This is a genomic window from Streptomyces sp. NPDC003034 (assembly GCF_053591375.1).
This window is the reverse complement of record NZ_JBSFTS010000010.1, coordinates 81,512-94,190: the sequence shown is the minus strand read 5'-3', so window position 1 is coordinate 94,190 and position 12,679 is coordinate 81,512. Positions and strand designations below refer to the sequence as shown.

At 72.4% G+C, this 12,679-nt stretch carries 12 protein-coding genes; 7 read left to right on the top strand and 5 right to left on the bottom strand.

Features of this window, described 5'->3' with window-relative positions; translation table 11 throughout:
* Positions 1 to 153 precede the first annotated feature (153 nt).
* The 4 genes from ACWDX7_RS13510 to ACWDX7_RS13495 all read left to right on the top strand — a co-directional run bounded on the left by ACWDX7_RS13510 (position 154) and on the right by ACWDX7_RS13495 (position 2,258).
* Positions 154 to 309 carry a DUF6131 family protein gene (locus tag ACWDX7_RS13510; protein WP_451491633.1) on the top strand — a complete coding sequence of 52 codons (156 nt, stop codon included), beginning with the start codon at positions 154 to 156 and terminating at the stop codon, positions 307 to 309.
* 90 nt (positions 310 to 399) lie between these two features.
* On the top strand, positions 400 to 1,248 hold the full coding sequence (locus ACWDX7_RS13505; RefSeq protein WP_451491634.1) for a DUF1206 domain-containing protein: 849 nt from the start codon (positions 400 to 402) through the stop codon (positions 1,246 to 1,248).
* A 140-nt stretch (positions 1,249 to 1,388) separates the two neighbouring features.
* The gene (locus tag ACWDX7_RS13500) at positions 1,389 to 1,643 is read left to right on the top strand and encodes a DUF6381 family protein (protein ID WP_451491635.1); all 255 of its coding nucleotides are present in this window, start codon (positions 1,389 to 1,391) and stop codon (positions 1,641 to 1,643) included.
* 105 nt (positions 1,644 to 1,748) lie between these two features.
* On the top strand, positions 1,749 to 2,258 hold the full coding sequence (locus tag ACWDX7_RS13495; protein ID WP_451491636.1) for a mycothiol transferase: 510 nt from the start codon (positions 1,749 to 1,751) through the stop codon (positions 2,256 to 2,258).
* A gap of 81 nt (positions 2,259 to 2,339) precedes the next feature.
* On the opposite strand, the gene ACWDX7_RS13490 is transcribed toward ACWDX7_RS13495, so the two are convergent.
* Complete coding sequence (locus ACWDX7_RS13490) at positions 2,340 to 3,701, bottom strand: FAD-dependent oxidoreductase (RefSeq protein ID WP_451491637.1); 1,362 nt, start codon at positions 3,699 to 3,701, stop codon at positions 2,340 to 2,342.
* A 256-nt stretch (positions 3,702 to 3,957) separates the two neighbouring features.
* Here ACWDX7_RS13490 and ACWDX7_RS13485 point away from each other — a divergent pair, with 256 nt between their 5' ends.
* On the top strand, positions 3,958 to 4,149 hold the full coding sequence (locus ACWDX7_RS13485) for a DUF5302 domain-containing protein (protein WP_392051861.1): 192 nt from the start codon (positions 3,958 to 3,960) through the stop codon (positions 4,147 to 4,149).
* Between the two features lie 85 nt (positions 4,150 to 4,234).
* Here ACWDX7_RS13485 and ACWDX7_RS13480 read toward each other — a convergent pair whose 3' ends face one another.
* Positions 4,235 to 4,828, bottom strand: coding sequence for an NAD(P)H-dependent oxidoreductase (locus tag ACWDX7_RS13480; RefSeq protein ID WP_451491638.1), 594 nt, complete (start codon positions 4,826 to 4,828; stop codon positions 4,235 to 4,237).
* A gap of 162 nt (positions 4,829 to 4,990) precedes the next feature.
* On the opposite strand from ACWDX7_RS13480, the gene ACWDX7_RS13475 reads away from it, so the two are divergent.
* Positions 4,991 to 5,404, top strand: coding sequence for a rodlin (locus ACWDX7_RS13475; protein WP_451491639.1), 414 nt, complete (start codon positions 4,991 to 4,993; stop codon positions 5,402 to 5,404).
* A gap of 214 nt (positions 5,405 to 5,618) precedes the next feature.
* Positions 5,619 to 6,542, top strand: a complete 924-nt coding sequence (locus ACWDX7_RS13470) for a glycoside hydrolase family 19 protein (RefSeq protein ID WP_451491640.1) — start codon at positions 5,619 to 5,621, stop codon at positions 6,540 to 6,542.
* Between the two features lie 48 nt (positions 6,543 to 6,590).
* On the opposite strand, the gene ACWDX7_RS13465 is transcribed toward ACWDX7_RS13470, so the two are convergent.
* The 3 genes from ACWDX7_RS13465 to ACWDX7_RS13455 form a co-directional block, all read right to left on the bottom strand.
* A complete protein-coding gene (locus ACWDX7_RS13465) occupies positions 6,591 to 9,353 on the bottom strand; it encodes an AAA family ATPase (RefSeq protein WP_451491641.1) in 2,763 nt (920 codons plus the stop codon).
* A gap of 258 nt (positions 9,354 to 9,611) precedes the next feature.
* A complete protein-coding gene (locus ACWDX7_RS13460; RefSeq protein ID WP_451491681.1) occupies positions 9,612 to 11,384 on the bottom strand; it encodes a S8 family peptidase in 1,773 nt (590 codons plus the stop codon).
* A gap of 557 nt (positions 11,385 to 11,941) precedes the next feature.
* Positions 11,942 to 12,679 carry a DUF1838 family protein gene (locus ACWDX7_RS13455; protein ID WP_451491642.1) on the bottom strand — a complete coding sequence of 246 codons (738 nt, stop codon included), beginning with the start codon at positions 12,677 to 12,679 and terminating at the stop codon, positions 11,942 to 11,944.

The window sequence follows — 12,679 nt, the reverse complement described above, 5'->3', positions numbered from 1 at the left end:
ACGGAGACCACCATCGGGAACCGGTACGCCTCCCCGTGCGGGCGGCGGCTCCGAAGGTGCCAAAAACGCCTCCTGGGCTCCGCAAGCCGTCTTCTCGGCATGGATCTACTCTGGGGAGAGAAGCGTAGGTACTGCGCGAGATCGGAGAGCACCATGATCGTGCTCGGAATCATCCTGCTGGTCGTCGGTTACGTGGCCGGTATCTCCATTCTGTGGACGATCGGAATCATCCTGGTCGTCATCGGAGCCATCCTGTGGATCCTGGGATCCCTGGGGCACGCGATCGGCGGGCGGCGCCACTACTGGTAAACCTCCCCCTCTATCACCGTCGTGCCGGGCGCCCGGCGGGTCCCCGGACCGGGCCGGGATACCGGGCCCGTCCCGGGGTAGGCGGCGGACATGTCTCCTCACGCACCGTTCCGCACTCGACCCGGACGTTCGCGGGCCGAGCGTTTCGCACGCAGTGGCGCTGTCGAGGCCGGGGCGCGCGGCGGCTTCCTGGGGCGCGGGGTCATCTACGTCCTGGTGGGCGTACTGGCTCTGCGCATCGCCTTCGCCGACGACGGCGGTCAGCAGGCGGACCGCGGCGGCGCCCTGGCGGAGGTCGCCGCCAAGCCCTTCGGCAGTGTCCTGCTGTGGCTGATCGGCGTCGCGCTGGCGGGTATGGCCCTCTGGCAGCTGACCGAGGCGATCTTCGGAAAGGCGGGTGAAGGCGGCCGCAAGCCCGGCAAGCGTGCGCTGGCGGCCGCTCGCTGCCTCTTCTACGCCTTCGTCTCCTATTCCGTCCTCGCCTATGCCGCCGGGGACAAGAGCAGCGGCAGCGGCTCCTCCGACCAGCAGTCCAACGACGTGACGGCCACCGTGCTGAGCTGGCCCGCGGGCCAGTGGATCGTCGCCGCCGTCGGCGCCGCCATCGTCTGCTCCGGGGTCTGGATGGCCGTTCAGGCAGCCCGGCACAAGTTCCGCAAGGACCTGAAGACGGGCGAGATGTCTGCCCGGACCCGACGTGTCGTCGACCTCCTGGGCGTCGTCGGCGGTGTCGCCCGCGGGGTGGTCTTCGCCACCGCCGGCGGCTTCGCCGTGGCCGCGGGGCTCAGCCATGAGCCGGGTCAGGCGAAGGGCGTGGACGACACCCTGCGCTCCTTCTCCCAGACGTCCGCGGGTCCCTGGCTCCTCATGCTCATAGCCGTGGGGCTGATCACCTACGGTGTGTTCTCCTGGGCCAGCGCCCGCTGGCGCAGGATCTGAGCGCCCCTGCCGCGCCCGCCGCGCCCCGTCGTGGGCGTCCGCGTTTGTGCCCTCGGACCCGGGGCAGGCGGGCAGCGGCGACCGAACCGGTGACCGCGGAGACCGCGGCCGTGGCCGAGGGCGTGCCACGATCTGGGGCCGTGAGCCCTAGCGATGACCCGTACGAACCCTGCCCGACGACCAAGACCGGTACGACAGGAGTGATCATGAAGAAGGCGGACGGGACCGAGGAGAGCACCCGGCGGATGCGGGACGAGGCCGAGCGGCTGGAACAGGAGGCGGCGCACGCCACCGACCCGGCGGAGCGCCAGCGGCTGACGGAGCAGGCGCTGCGGGTCAGGGAGACGAGCGAGGAGGTCAACGGCCCCGGCAGCGGAACCATGGACCCCATGTAGCCCCCGGCCGGACCCGTATTCGGGCGTGTCGCGTGCTCCGCGGCGGGCCGGGCGGCTTGCATGGTCGCCGGGCGAGGGCGCCCGCGATACGACTGGGGATGGTGCATGAAGGTTACGGACGTCATCGCCGACGGCTTCGGACGCATCCAGGAGGTGGTGCACGAGGTCGTGGACGGGCTCTCCGCGCAGGACCTCAACGCCCGGATCGACCCGGCCGCCAATTCCATCGCATGGCTGGTCTGGCATCTGACGCGGGTGCAGGACGATCACGTGGCGGACGCCGCGGATCTGGAGCAGGTGTGGCAGGCGCAGGAGTGGGCGGACCGGTTCGCCTTGCCGCTGCCCGCCGATTCCACCGGGTACGGCCACACCGCGCGGCAGGCCGGCACCGTCCGCGTCGACTCGGGCGAGCTGCTGCTGGGGTACTTCGAGGCGGTGCACGAGCAGACGACGCGCTTCGTCCGCGGGCTCGCCGCCGCCGATCTGGACCGCGTGGTGGACGAGGGCTGGGATCCGCCGGTGACGCTGGGGGTACGCCTGGTCAGCGTACTGGCCGACGATCTGCAGCATGCCGGGCAGGCGGCGTTCGTACGGGGTGTGCTGGAGCGGCGCTGAGCCCGTACGGCCGGTCTCCGCGAGGCGGCCGTACCCGTGAGCGAGAAGGGCGGGGCCCGCCGGTGAGGGCGGGCCCCCGGCTTACGCGCCGCTCGCTTCGAGCATCGCCTCGCGCTCGACGATCTTCACGCGCTCGCGGTCCTGGGGGACGCCCAGGGCCTTCTCGGCCGCGTCCAGGCGGTACCAGCCCTCCCAGGTCGTGTAGCGGACGCTCCGCTCGGCGAGGAAGGCCTCGACCGCCTCCGGTGCCGGAGCGGCCGGTGTGTGCAGGCGGCCGTCCGCGTGATCGGCCAGGAGGTTGGCGACGGTCTCGTTCGCGTCGCCCTTGGTGTGGCCGATGAGGCCGACCGGCCCGCGCCGGATCCAGCCCGTCACGTACGTCGACTGCAGGTGGCGGCCCGCTTCGATGACGCGGCCGCCCTCGTCGGGGACCGTGCCGGATTCGACGTCCCAGGGCAGCTTGGGCAGCTCGTCCGAGAGGTATCCGACGGCCCGGTAGACGGCCTGGACGTCCCAGGTGTGGAACTCGCCCGTTCCCTTGACGTTGCCGGTGCCGTCGAGCTCGGTGCGTTCGGTGCGCAGTCCGACGACCTTGCCGTTCTCGCCCAGCACCTCGCAAGGGGACTCGAAGAAGTGCAGGAACAATTTGTGCGGCCGGTCGCCGATGTCGCGGATCGCCCAGTTCTCCAGGGTCTTGGCAACCATGTCCGCCTGCTTGTTGGAGCGGCGGGTGGCGATCGAGCCCTCGTCGTAGTCGATGTCCTCGGGGTTGACGATGACCTCGATGGTGGGCGAGTGGTCCAGTTCCCGCAGCTCCATGGGGCTGAACTTGGCCTGGGCCGGGCCGCGGCGCCCGAAGACGTGTACCTCCAGCGCCTTGTTGGCCTTGAGGCCGGCGTAGACGTTCGGCGGGATCTCGGTCGACAGCAGTTCGTCGGCCGTCTTCGCGAGGATGCGGGCCACGTCGAGGGCGACGTTGCCGACGCCCAGGACCGCGACCTTCTCCGCCTCCAGCGGCCAGGTGCGGGGGACGTCGGGGTGGCCGTCGTACCAGGAGACGAAGTCGGCGGCGCCGAAGGAACCGTCGAGTTCGACGCCCGGGATGGCCAGGGCGCGGTCGGCGGTGGCACCCGTGGAGAAGATCACGGCGTCGTAGAACGACTGCAGCTCGTCGAGGCTGATGTCGTTCGGGTAGTCGACATTGCCGAAGAGGCGGACCTGCGGCTTGTCGAGCACCTGGTGCAGGGCGGTGATGATGCCCTTGATCCGCGGGTGGTCGGGAGCGACGCCGTACCGGATCAGCCCGAAGGGTGCGGGCATCTTCTCGAAGAGGTCGATGGACACACCGGGCTCGGCGGCGGCCTCTGACTTCAGGAGCGCGTCGGCGGCGTAGATTCCGGCGGGGCCGGCACCGACGATTGCTACCCGCAGGGGGCGAGGCATGAGAAGGGTCCCTTCGAGCGAAAACAAGCTGGATCAAGGGAACCCTAAACTAAGGCATGCCTTACTCGGCACCCGGTGTGCACTTATGACCCCATAAGCCGATCTTATGGCTGGCCCAAGCCCCCCTTGGGTACGGTCGGCGCGCCCGCTGCGGCCGCTCCCCGGCCCGCCGCGCCCCACGCGGTCAAGGGGAACCCGCTGGTCAGCGCGCACGCCAGCTGACAGACTGAAGCGCTTGAACACCCCAGGAGGACAAATGGCAGACGAAACCGATACCCCGCAGGACGAATCCCCGGCGGATGAGGCCAAGCGCAAGTTCCGGGAGGCCCTGGAGCGCAATGCCGCCAACGCGCAGTCCCAGCAGTCGCACCAGAGCCGGGCGAAGGTCCAGGGTTCCAGCAGCGGCCCCGGCGGCAAGAACAAGAAGGTCCGCCGCAAGACCGGCTGACCCTCGTACGCGAGGAGCTCAGTCTCGCCGTCGCGACGGCGGGACCGGGCAGCCGTACCGCCGCGCCGGACCACGGGCGGCCACTTCAGGTGATCAGACCGGCCGCCTCCCGGCGCGCCTCGCACAGCCAGCCGGCCCGGGTGGACCCGGCCGAGTCCGTGACCGTCCGAAAGACGCGCCGGCGGATGTCGGTGACTCCTGCGTACGGCAGCACACAGGCCGACCAGATCGAGCGCAGCGGGTCTCCGAACTCGCTCGCCTCCCGGTCGGCGGGGGTGTCGGAGGTGTTCAGGACGAGCGCCCGGCCGGCCTTGAGCAGGCCCTGCGGTTCGCCGTCCGCCGCGCCCAGCTTGTAGGCGACTCCCGGCACGAGCACGCGCTGCACCCAGCCGGTGAGCACGGCGGGGGGCATGCCCCACCAGTTCGGGTGAATGAAGACCAGGGCGTCCAGGGTCGCGACCTCGGCACGGTGCAGGGCCACCCGGGCATCCGCGGCGCCACCGGCGTCGCCGACGGTCCCGGTCTCCTCGGCCGACAGCAGCGGAGGGAAGCCCTCCGCGTACAGGTCGTGCGCGATGACGTGGCAGCCCCGTTCCGCCAGTTCTCCCGCCACGGCTTCGGACAGCGCATGGTTGAAGCTGCCCTGCCGCGGGTGTGCCAGGTAGATCCCGACGCGCATGGTGCGCCCTCCAGTCAGTCGGCCGACGGCCATCATCTCCTGCGGGGTACGCCGCTGGGCCACCCGGGTGAGGGGTGATAACCCCTGGCGCCGCGGGGAGTTGATCAGCCTGTCCCGCCGGGGGCACCTCCCATGCGACCTGCGAACAGAAGGATCCTCCAGATGCTCAAGAAGTTCATGGCCACCGCCGCGGTCACCGCCTCCGCGCTGGGAGCGGGTGCAGCAGCAGCAGCCCCGGCGATGGCGATCGGCAACGACAACGGCGTCAACACGGTGAACGGCAACGGCGCCTCGCAGGTCTACGGCAACCAGGAGACCAAGGGCGCCATGAGCCCGCAGCTCAGCGCCGTTCAGGGCTCCCTGAACAAGCTCTGCGTCGGGCTGCCCGCGAGGGTCAACGCCCAGTCGATCGTGGGGATCATCCTCAACGTCGGTGTCCAGGACATCAACGTGCTGGCCAACCCGCAGCACCAGCAGTGCACCGAGAACTCCACGCAGGGCAAGGGCGACGACTCGCTCTCGCACATCGCCGAGAACATCCCGGTCCTCTCCGGCAACCTCTCCTCGGGCAGCTGACGCCCGACGCCTTGATCGGACGCCTCGATCCGACATCGCACAACGGCTCCCGCGCCGGCGTGACGCGCTCCCTAGCGCCACGTCGGCGTCGTCGTACGGGCTTTGAGCGAACCGGAGCAGATTTGGTCTAGACCTTGACAGGTTCAGACCACTTCGATTCAGTGGCGACAGCCGCCGCCCCCACGGCGACTCCCCCCACTGAAGGAGCAGTTACGTGATACGTGCGCTTCGCCGCCGCGCCCTCGCCCTGACCGCCGCCGCGGCCGTGACGGCCGGCATCGCCATCGCCTTCCCCTCCTCCCCCGCCGCCGCGGCAGCCCCCTGCGCCACTCCGTGGGGCGCATCGGCCGTCTACACCAACGGCATGAGCGCCTCGCACGACGGGCGCAACTGGCAGGCGAAGTGGTGGACCCAGGGCGAGAGCCCGGGCACCACCGGACCGTGGGGCGTCTGGTCCGACCAGGGCGCCTGCGGTGGCAGCGGGGGCCAGGAGCCGGACCCCGGCCCCGGTGACCCGTCCGGATTCGTCGTCTCCGAGGCCCAGTTCCAGCAGATGTTCCCGAACCGGAACCCCTTTTACACCTACAACGGCCTCGTCGCGGCGCTCTCCGCCTACCCCGCCTTCGCCAAGACCGGTGACGACACCGTGAAGCGGCGCGAGGCAGCCGCCTTCCTCGCCAACGTCTCGCACGAGACGGGCGGGCTCGTGCACATCGTCGAGCAGAACACCGCCAACTACCCCCACTACTGCGACGCGAACCAGCCGTACGGCTGTCCGGCCGGCCGGGCCGCCTACTACGGCCGCGGCCCCATCCAGCTGAGCTGGAACTTCAACTACAAGGCGGCGGGTGACGCCCTCGGCATCAACCTGCTCGCGAACCCGTACCTCGTCGAGCAGGACCCGGCCGTCGCCATGAAGACGGCGCTCTGGTACTGGAACACGCAGAACGGCCCCGGGACGATGACCGCCCACGCGGCCATGGTCAACGGCGCGGGATTCGGCGAGACGATCCGCTCCATCAACGGCGCCCTGGAGTGCAACGGCGGCAATCCCGCCCAGGTCCAGAGCCGCGTCAACACCTACCAGCGGTTCACTCAGCTGCTCGGCGTGACCCCCGGGAACAACCTGACCTGCTGACCCGTCGGTCCACCGCCCGGCGCGCCGGCCGACTGAGGACCGCGTTCCTCAGTCGGCCGACGGCGTGCGCAGTGCGGTGGCCAGCTGGGCGCGCGAGCGTACGTCGAGTTTCTGGTAGATGCGCGTCAGCCGGGCTTCCACCGTCTTGACGCTGAGGAACAGCTTCGCCGCCGCCTCCTGGTTGCTCGCCCCCCGGCTGACGAGCAGGGCGAGGCGGGCCTCGGCCTCGGTCAGGGCCGCGGCCGCCTCCGTACGGCTGCCCTCGCCCACCGCGGCCGGCTCGGCGGCCAGTTCCGTCCAGGGGTCGGCCCCGGCCAGCTCGAAGACCTCGGCCGCCGCCCGCAGCGCGGCGCGGGCGGGCGCGCGCCGGCGGCGGCGGCGTTCCACCCGGCCGAGGGCGAGCAGCGTACGGCCGCGTTCCAGGGGCAGTTCGAGGGCTGCGAACCGCTGCGCCGTCTCCGCCAACAGGCGGACGGCCTCGTCCGCTTCGCCCCGCGCGGACAGGCACAGGCCGCGGGCACGGTCGAGGGCGGCGACCACACTGTCCCGTCCGAGCTCGACGGCCACCGGGCGGACGGAGCCGAGCAGTTCGGCGGCCGGGGCCGGTGCGTCGGCCGCGATCAGCGCCTCGGCGAGCTCCCCGTGCCAGCGCAGGACCGAGGGGTCCACCACCTGCTGGGCGTACTCCAGTTCCGCGACGCGGCGCAGGGTGGTGACCGCCTTCGCCGCCTCTCCCGTGGCGAGTTCGACCAGGCCCAGCGCGTGCAGGCTGCGGGAGAGGAAGACCTGGTCGTGCTCCTCCTGCGAGGCCTGGATACCGCGCCGGGCGTATCCGGCGGCGCGGGCGAAGCTGCCGCCCATGGTCTCGGCCATGGCGGCCACGTACCAGGCGGGGCCGGGCGAGAGCCCCGCCTCGATCGTCAGCTCCAGAGCGCGGCGGGCGTGCGCCGAGGCGGCCGCACACCGGCCGCTGCGCAGTTCCACTTCGGTGAGGCTGCGCAGGACCTCGAAGACGTCCTCCGCCGAGCCGGTGCTCTGGACGGCGGGCAGGAGGACCAGCAGCTGCCGGCGGGCGTCGGCCAGGCGGTCGTCGAAGAGTGCGTGCCGTACGGCGAGGTACTGCGGCGCGTTGCGCATGCCGAGCGGCACGTCGGGAGCGGGGAGGGCGAGGGCCTCGGCGAGGATGGCTTCGGCGTCGGGGTCCCCGAGGATGCGGCCCATGCGGGCCCTGACCGTCAGGGCCATGGCCTCGGCGACCTGGTCGCCGCCGCGGGCGGCGAGCCGGCCGGCTGCGGCGGCGGCGTCGCGGGAGCGGACCGGGTCGCCGTCACTGAGGTTGTGCTTCCAGGCGATCCGCAGCTGCACCGCGGCCTGGAGCGAGGGGTCGCCGGCGGCGTCGGCCATGGCGCACGCGATGGTCTCGTCCAGGGCGGCCAGGGCCTGCCCGGCGGCGTCGATCACGGCGAGGCGGGCGCGCACCCGGTCGGCGGGTGAGGCGTCGCGGGCCAGCACGGCCCGGGTGGCGCGGCGGGCGAGGTCGGCGCGGCCGGCCCAGCCGGCGTCCTCGGCGGCTCCGACGAGGCGGGCCAGTTCCTCGCCGGGCAGGTGGGACGGCGTGCGCTCGGCGGCGAGCAGGCCGAGCTCGGCGGCGAGCGCCCGCTGCCCCCGGCGGCGGCAGGCCGCGGCAGCCGCGGTGATCTCGGCGGCGAGCCACTGGTCGGGGGTGTCCACGGCCAGCGCCCGGTGGCGTACGGCCTGGACGGGATCGTCCACGGCGGCGGCCAGGGCGGCGTGTCCGGCGGAGCGTTCGGGCCAGCCGGCGTCCGCGGCCAGGGCGGTGGGCAGCGCGCCGGCGGTGAACTCCACTGCGCCGTCCTCCCCCACGGTGACCAGAGCGGCCCGTTCCGCTTCGGCGAGCTCGGCTTCGGCGTCGGGGCGCCCGGCGCGGCGCAGCAGTGCGACGGTGGGACGGGCGGCGAGGGCGGCCAGCAGCAGGGTGCGGCGGGCGCGGGCCGGGGCGGCGGAGAGCAGCCGGCGGGCGACTTCCCGGGCCTGTCCGGAGACGGGCAGGGTGTCGGCGTGGTGGGCGCTGCCGTCGCGGGCCTCACCGAGGGAGTGGCCGAGGGCGAGGGCGAGGCGGGGGTTTCCGCCGCTGGCCTGGTGGATGCGGCCGGCGAGGCGGGCCGGGAGGCCGCGGCGCACCAGCAGCTCGGCCACTTCGTCGGCGCCCAGCGGCGGGACGGGTATCTCCGGGGTGCCCGGGCCGCAGAGGGCTTCGCCGACGGAGGCCCCGCCCTGGACGCATTCGGCCACGAGGACCCGTACGCCGGGCGGGGTGAGGCGCAGCGCGAAGCGGAGCAGGCCGGTGCTCTCGGCGTCGAGCCACTGGGCGTTGTCGAGGACGAGCAGGACGGGGCGGCGGGCGGCGAGGGTACGCAGCACCTCTACGACGGCGAGGCGCAGTGCCACGTGGTCGCGGCCCGCGTCGGGGGCGTCCGCCTCGCGGCGCAGGAGGGCGATGGCGGTGCGCTGGGGGCCGGAAAGCCTGTCGAGGGCGGCGTACGGGACGGAGGCCAGGAGCGCGGCCGCGGAGGCTTCGGGGATCCACTGGTCGGCGGCCTCGGGTGAGAGGCGCAGCACGGTTTCGCGGCGGCGTTCGGCGGCGGCGGCGATGGCGCGGGCCACTTCGGTCTTGCCCGCTCCCGCCGGTCCGGTGAGGAGGGCGCGGCCGTGCGCGGCCAGCGCGCGGTCGACCGCCTGGATCAGTTCAGCGTGTCCGACGCTTGTGTCAGCGTGCCCCGTCGCCGCCACGCACCGCCACCAGCCTCTCGGTCCCCAGTTCCTGTGCCTTTCCTGTGAGAGGCGACAATACGAGGTCGGATGGCGGGCGGGTCCGGATTGTGACGCAGAAATCAGTCACGTGACAGGAAAGCCCGGCGGACCTGCCGATACGAGGTGTATGGGCAGGTCCGACGGGCTGTGTTGGTCCGTACTATCGGGCCGTCAGGCGGAGTTGGCGGCCGGACCGGACCCGTTCGGGTCCGGTCGGCCCCGGTCTCTCGGACCGGATCAGAAGCCGAGGCTCCACGAGTCGATGTAACCGGCGTCGGAGGCGGCCACGTCCTGGACGCGGAGCTGCCAGGTGCCGTTCGCGGGCACGGCGGAGGCGTCGACCGTGTAGGTGGTGATCACGTTGTCGGCGCTGTCGCCGGAGGAGTTCTGCAGGCGCTTGACGACTGCGCCGGAGGGGCCGACCAGGTCGATGACGAGGTCACCGCGGTAGGGGTGCTTGATGTCCACCGACACCTTGAGCGTGGCCGGGGCGTTCCCGGTGCGGCCCGAGACCGTGATCGAGGAGGAGACGGCGCCGCCGTTGTCCGGGATCGAGACGTTCATGGTGTTCTCGTGCACCGGGATGGTGGCGCCGGAGGTCACGGCGTTCACGGTCGCGGTGGCGTCGGCGAGACCGGCGCCGCAGCCGCCGGTGCAGGTGCCGGCCAGCGGACGGGCGTTGGTCTTGATCGCCGACTCGACCTGCGCCGGGGTGATGGCGGGCTTGGCGGCGACCAGGAGCGCGGCGAGGCCCGCGACGTGCGGGGCGGCCATGCTGGTGCCCTGGTAGGGCTTGTAGTTCTCGGCCCCGGGGGTGCTCGCGCCTGCGTTCAGCGTGGAGAGGATGCCGTTCTCGGGGGTGGTGATGGTGCCGGGCGTGTCGGTGGCGCGGCGGGTCTCACCGCCCGGGGCGGCGATGTCGATGACCGTGCCGTAGTTGGAGTAGAAGGAGCGGTCGCCGGTGCGGTTGCTGGCGGCCACGTTGATCACGTTGCCGCAGCTGGCCGGGGAGAAGCCGCTGGCGTTGGCGTTGCTGTTGCCGGCGGCCACGACGACGGTCGTACCGCGGCTGACGGCCGCGTTGATGGCGTTCTGGTAGCTGCTGCCGCAGGTGCCCGAGCCGCCGAGGCTCATGTTGATGACCTTCGCGGGGGTGGCGTTCGCCGGGACGCCGGGGACGGAGCCGCCGGAGGACCAGGTGATGGCGTCGACGATGTCCGAGGTGGTGCCGCCGCACTTGCCGAGCACGCGCACCGGCTGGATCTTGGCGCCGTACGCGATGCCCGCGATGCCCTTGGCGTTGCCCGTGGCCGCGGCGATGGTGCCGGCGACGTGCGTGCCGTGCCACGAGGAGCCGCTGGCCGGGGAGCCCGTGCCGCACTCGCCCGCCGCGGTCCAGTCGCCCTGGTCGGCCGGGTTGCCGTCGCGGCCGTTGCCGTCACGGGCGTCGGTGGAGCTGGAGATGAAGTCGTAGCCGGCGACCACGTTGGCGGCGAGGTCCGAGTGGGCCACGTAGCCGGTGTCGATGACGGCGACGGTGACGCCGGAGCCGGTGGTCTTGTCCCAGGCCGCGGGCACGTTCATACCGGCGACGGGCTCGAAGAGGTCCCACTGCTTGGCGTACTCGGTGTCGTTCGGGGTGGCCATCGCGTAGGCGCGGGAGTCGGCCTCGACGTAGGCGACGTCCGGGTCGGCGCGGAACTGCGCCATGACGTCGGCCGCGTCCTTGGGGGCGAGGGTGCCGCCGAGGTCGACCAGAGCGGCTCCGGTGCCCAGGCGCCGCTCGAACTTGGCCTTCTCGCCGGCCTTGCGGCCCTTGGCGGCGGCGTCGTCGGCGGCCGCGGTGTTGGAGGTGGCCTCGGCGGCCGTGGACTTGTACCCGACGATGAGGTTCTCGACCGGCGCGGCGGGGGTGGCGACCGTGGCGGCCGGAGCCGGGGCGTCGGCGGCGACGGCCACGGAAGCGGTGGCCGTGGCGGAGCCGGCGAGCAGGGTGACGGAGATCGCCACCACGGATATGAGCCTACGTCTGGTTGCGTGCACGGTATCCCTTTCGCGGGCCGTTTCCGGACGGGTCCGGAGCGGCCGGTCGGTGCAGTGTGGGAGGTGTATCGGCGGCCGCGGGGCCGGGGGGAGCTGGTCGGACTCGTCCCGGCCGCCGCCGCGCGCCACGTTGCTCCGGCCTCGACGGTGAGACCGGACAACGGCGATGACCGGCGATCCGCCGGGCCCGACGGCATCGCGCCATGTGGGGTTGGCGCGTGGACCGGTGGGCCCGGGAAGATCGCCGGTGGGCAGACAGTAGGCAACGCGGGGATGAACTCGATACGGGGAAAACCCTTGTCCGCCCCCTGCCGCTCCCCCGGGTCACCCTCTGCCGGGCGTTCGCCCCCTGCGCTCAGCGGAGCCGGGAGCAGCCGACGGTGAAGGCGTCGGCTAAGCCGAGCGCGGGCGGCTGGACGTGCGCAGGGCGGGGTGTGCGCGGCCCTGCCAGTGCCGGAGCAGGCGTCATGACCGGTTCCCCTCCCCCGTCCTCTTCGCCGGGTACCGGCGTTCCTCCGGTTGACCTACCGGGGCGAGGAGAGCTTACGGAAGTAGGTCCAACTGGTTTCGTTCGGGTCGGTCCACGCCTCCGGGGCGTGGGCGAATTGGGGCTGGTTGTCGCGGATGTACGCGCGGGTGCGCTCGGGAACCTCCGCGTAGGAGCCCAGTTTCCGGCCCCGGCAGTGGAAGGTGAGGCCGCCGGGGCGCTGGCCCTGTTCCATCCACGGCAGCCACGGGGACATCCGCGTCCAGGACATCGTCGAGGGGACGCTCGCCGCGTCCGTGGTGAGGGCGCTCGCGGGGGCGAAGAACTGGAAGAGCTCCAGCGCCCGGTAGGTGTCGTCCGCCGAGTTCGCCGGGAAGTCCGCGACCGGGAGGGGCGAGGGATAGGCGAGCGGGATCTCCAGGCTGAAGCAGACCTGGTCGCCGAGCTCGGTCACGGGGATCGGGAAGGGCCGCCACCGCTGGTTCGCCGGATCGTTCCAGACGTGGACGACCGGCTTCTCCTCCCAGGTCTCCATGATCTCCCGGGTGCGCGGGTCCAGGTAGAACGCCGCCTCCCGGGAGAGCAGTTGGTAACCGCCGCTCTCCTCGTCCGTGAGGAGGCGGGCGACATTGAGCCCTTCGAAGCCGAAGAGGCGCCGGTAGGGCTCCTGCGGGGCCCAGGAGTAGACGTCACCGGACCACCAGAAGGCGACCTCGCCGCCGTCGAGCGAGGCGCGGGTGCGGGCGAAGGCGTGCAGGAGCTCAGCGGGCGTCAT

Coding starts and splice junctions, on each gene's coding strand:
- ACWDX7_RS13510 (WP_451491633.1), top strand. CDS start 154: ATGATCGTGCTCGGAATCATCCTGCTGGTCGTCGGTTACGTGGCCGGT.
- ACWDX7_RS13505 (WP_451491634.1), top strand. CDS start 400: ATGTCTCCTCACGCACCGTTCCGCACTCGACCCGGACGTTCGCGGGCC.
- ACWDX7_RS13495 (WP_451491636.1), top strand. CDS start 1,749: ATGAAGGTTACGGACGTCATCGCCGACGGCTTCGGACGCATCCAGGAG.
- ACWDX7_RS13490 (WP_451491637.1), bottom strand. CDS start 3,701: ATGCCTCGCCCCCTGCGGGTAGCAATCGTCGGTGCCGGCCCCGCCGGA.
- ACWDX7_RS13485 (WP_392051861.1), top strand. CDS start 3,958: ATGGCAGACGAAACCGATACCCCGCAGGACGAATCCCCGGCGGATGAG.
- ACWDX7_RS13480 (WP_451491638.1), bottom strand. CDS start 4,828: ATGCGCGTCGGGATCTACCTGGCACACCCGCGGCAGGGCAGCTTCAAC.
- ACWDX7_RS13475 (WP_451491639.1), top strand. CDS start 4,991: ATGCTCAAGAAGTTCATGGCCACCGCCGCGGTCACCGCCTCCGCGCTG.
- ACWDX7_RS13455 (WP_451491642.1), bottom strand. CDS start 12,679: ATGACGCCCGCTGAGCTCCTGCACGCCTTCGCCCGCACCCGCGCCTCG.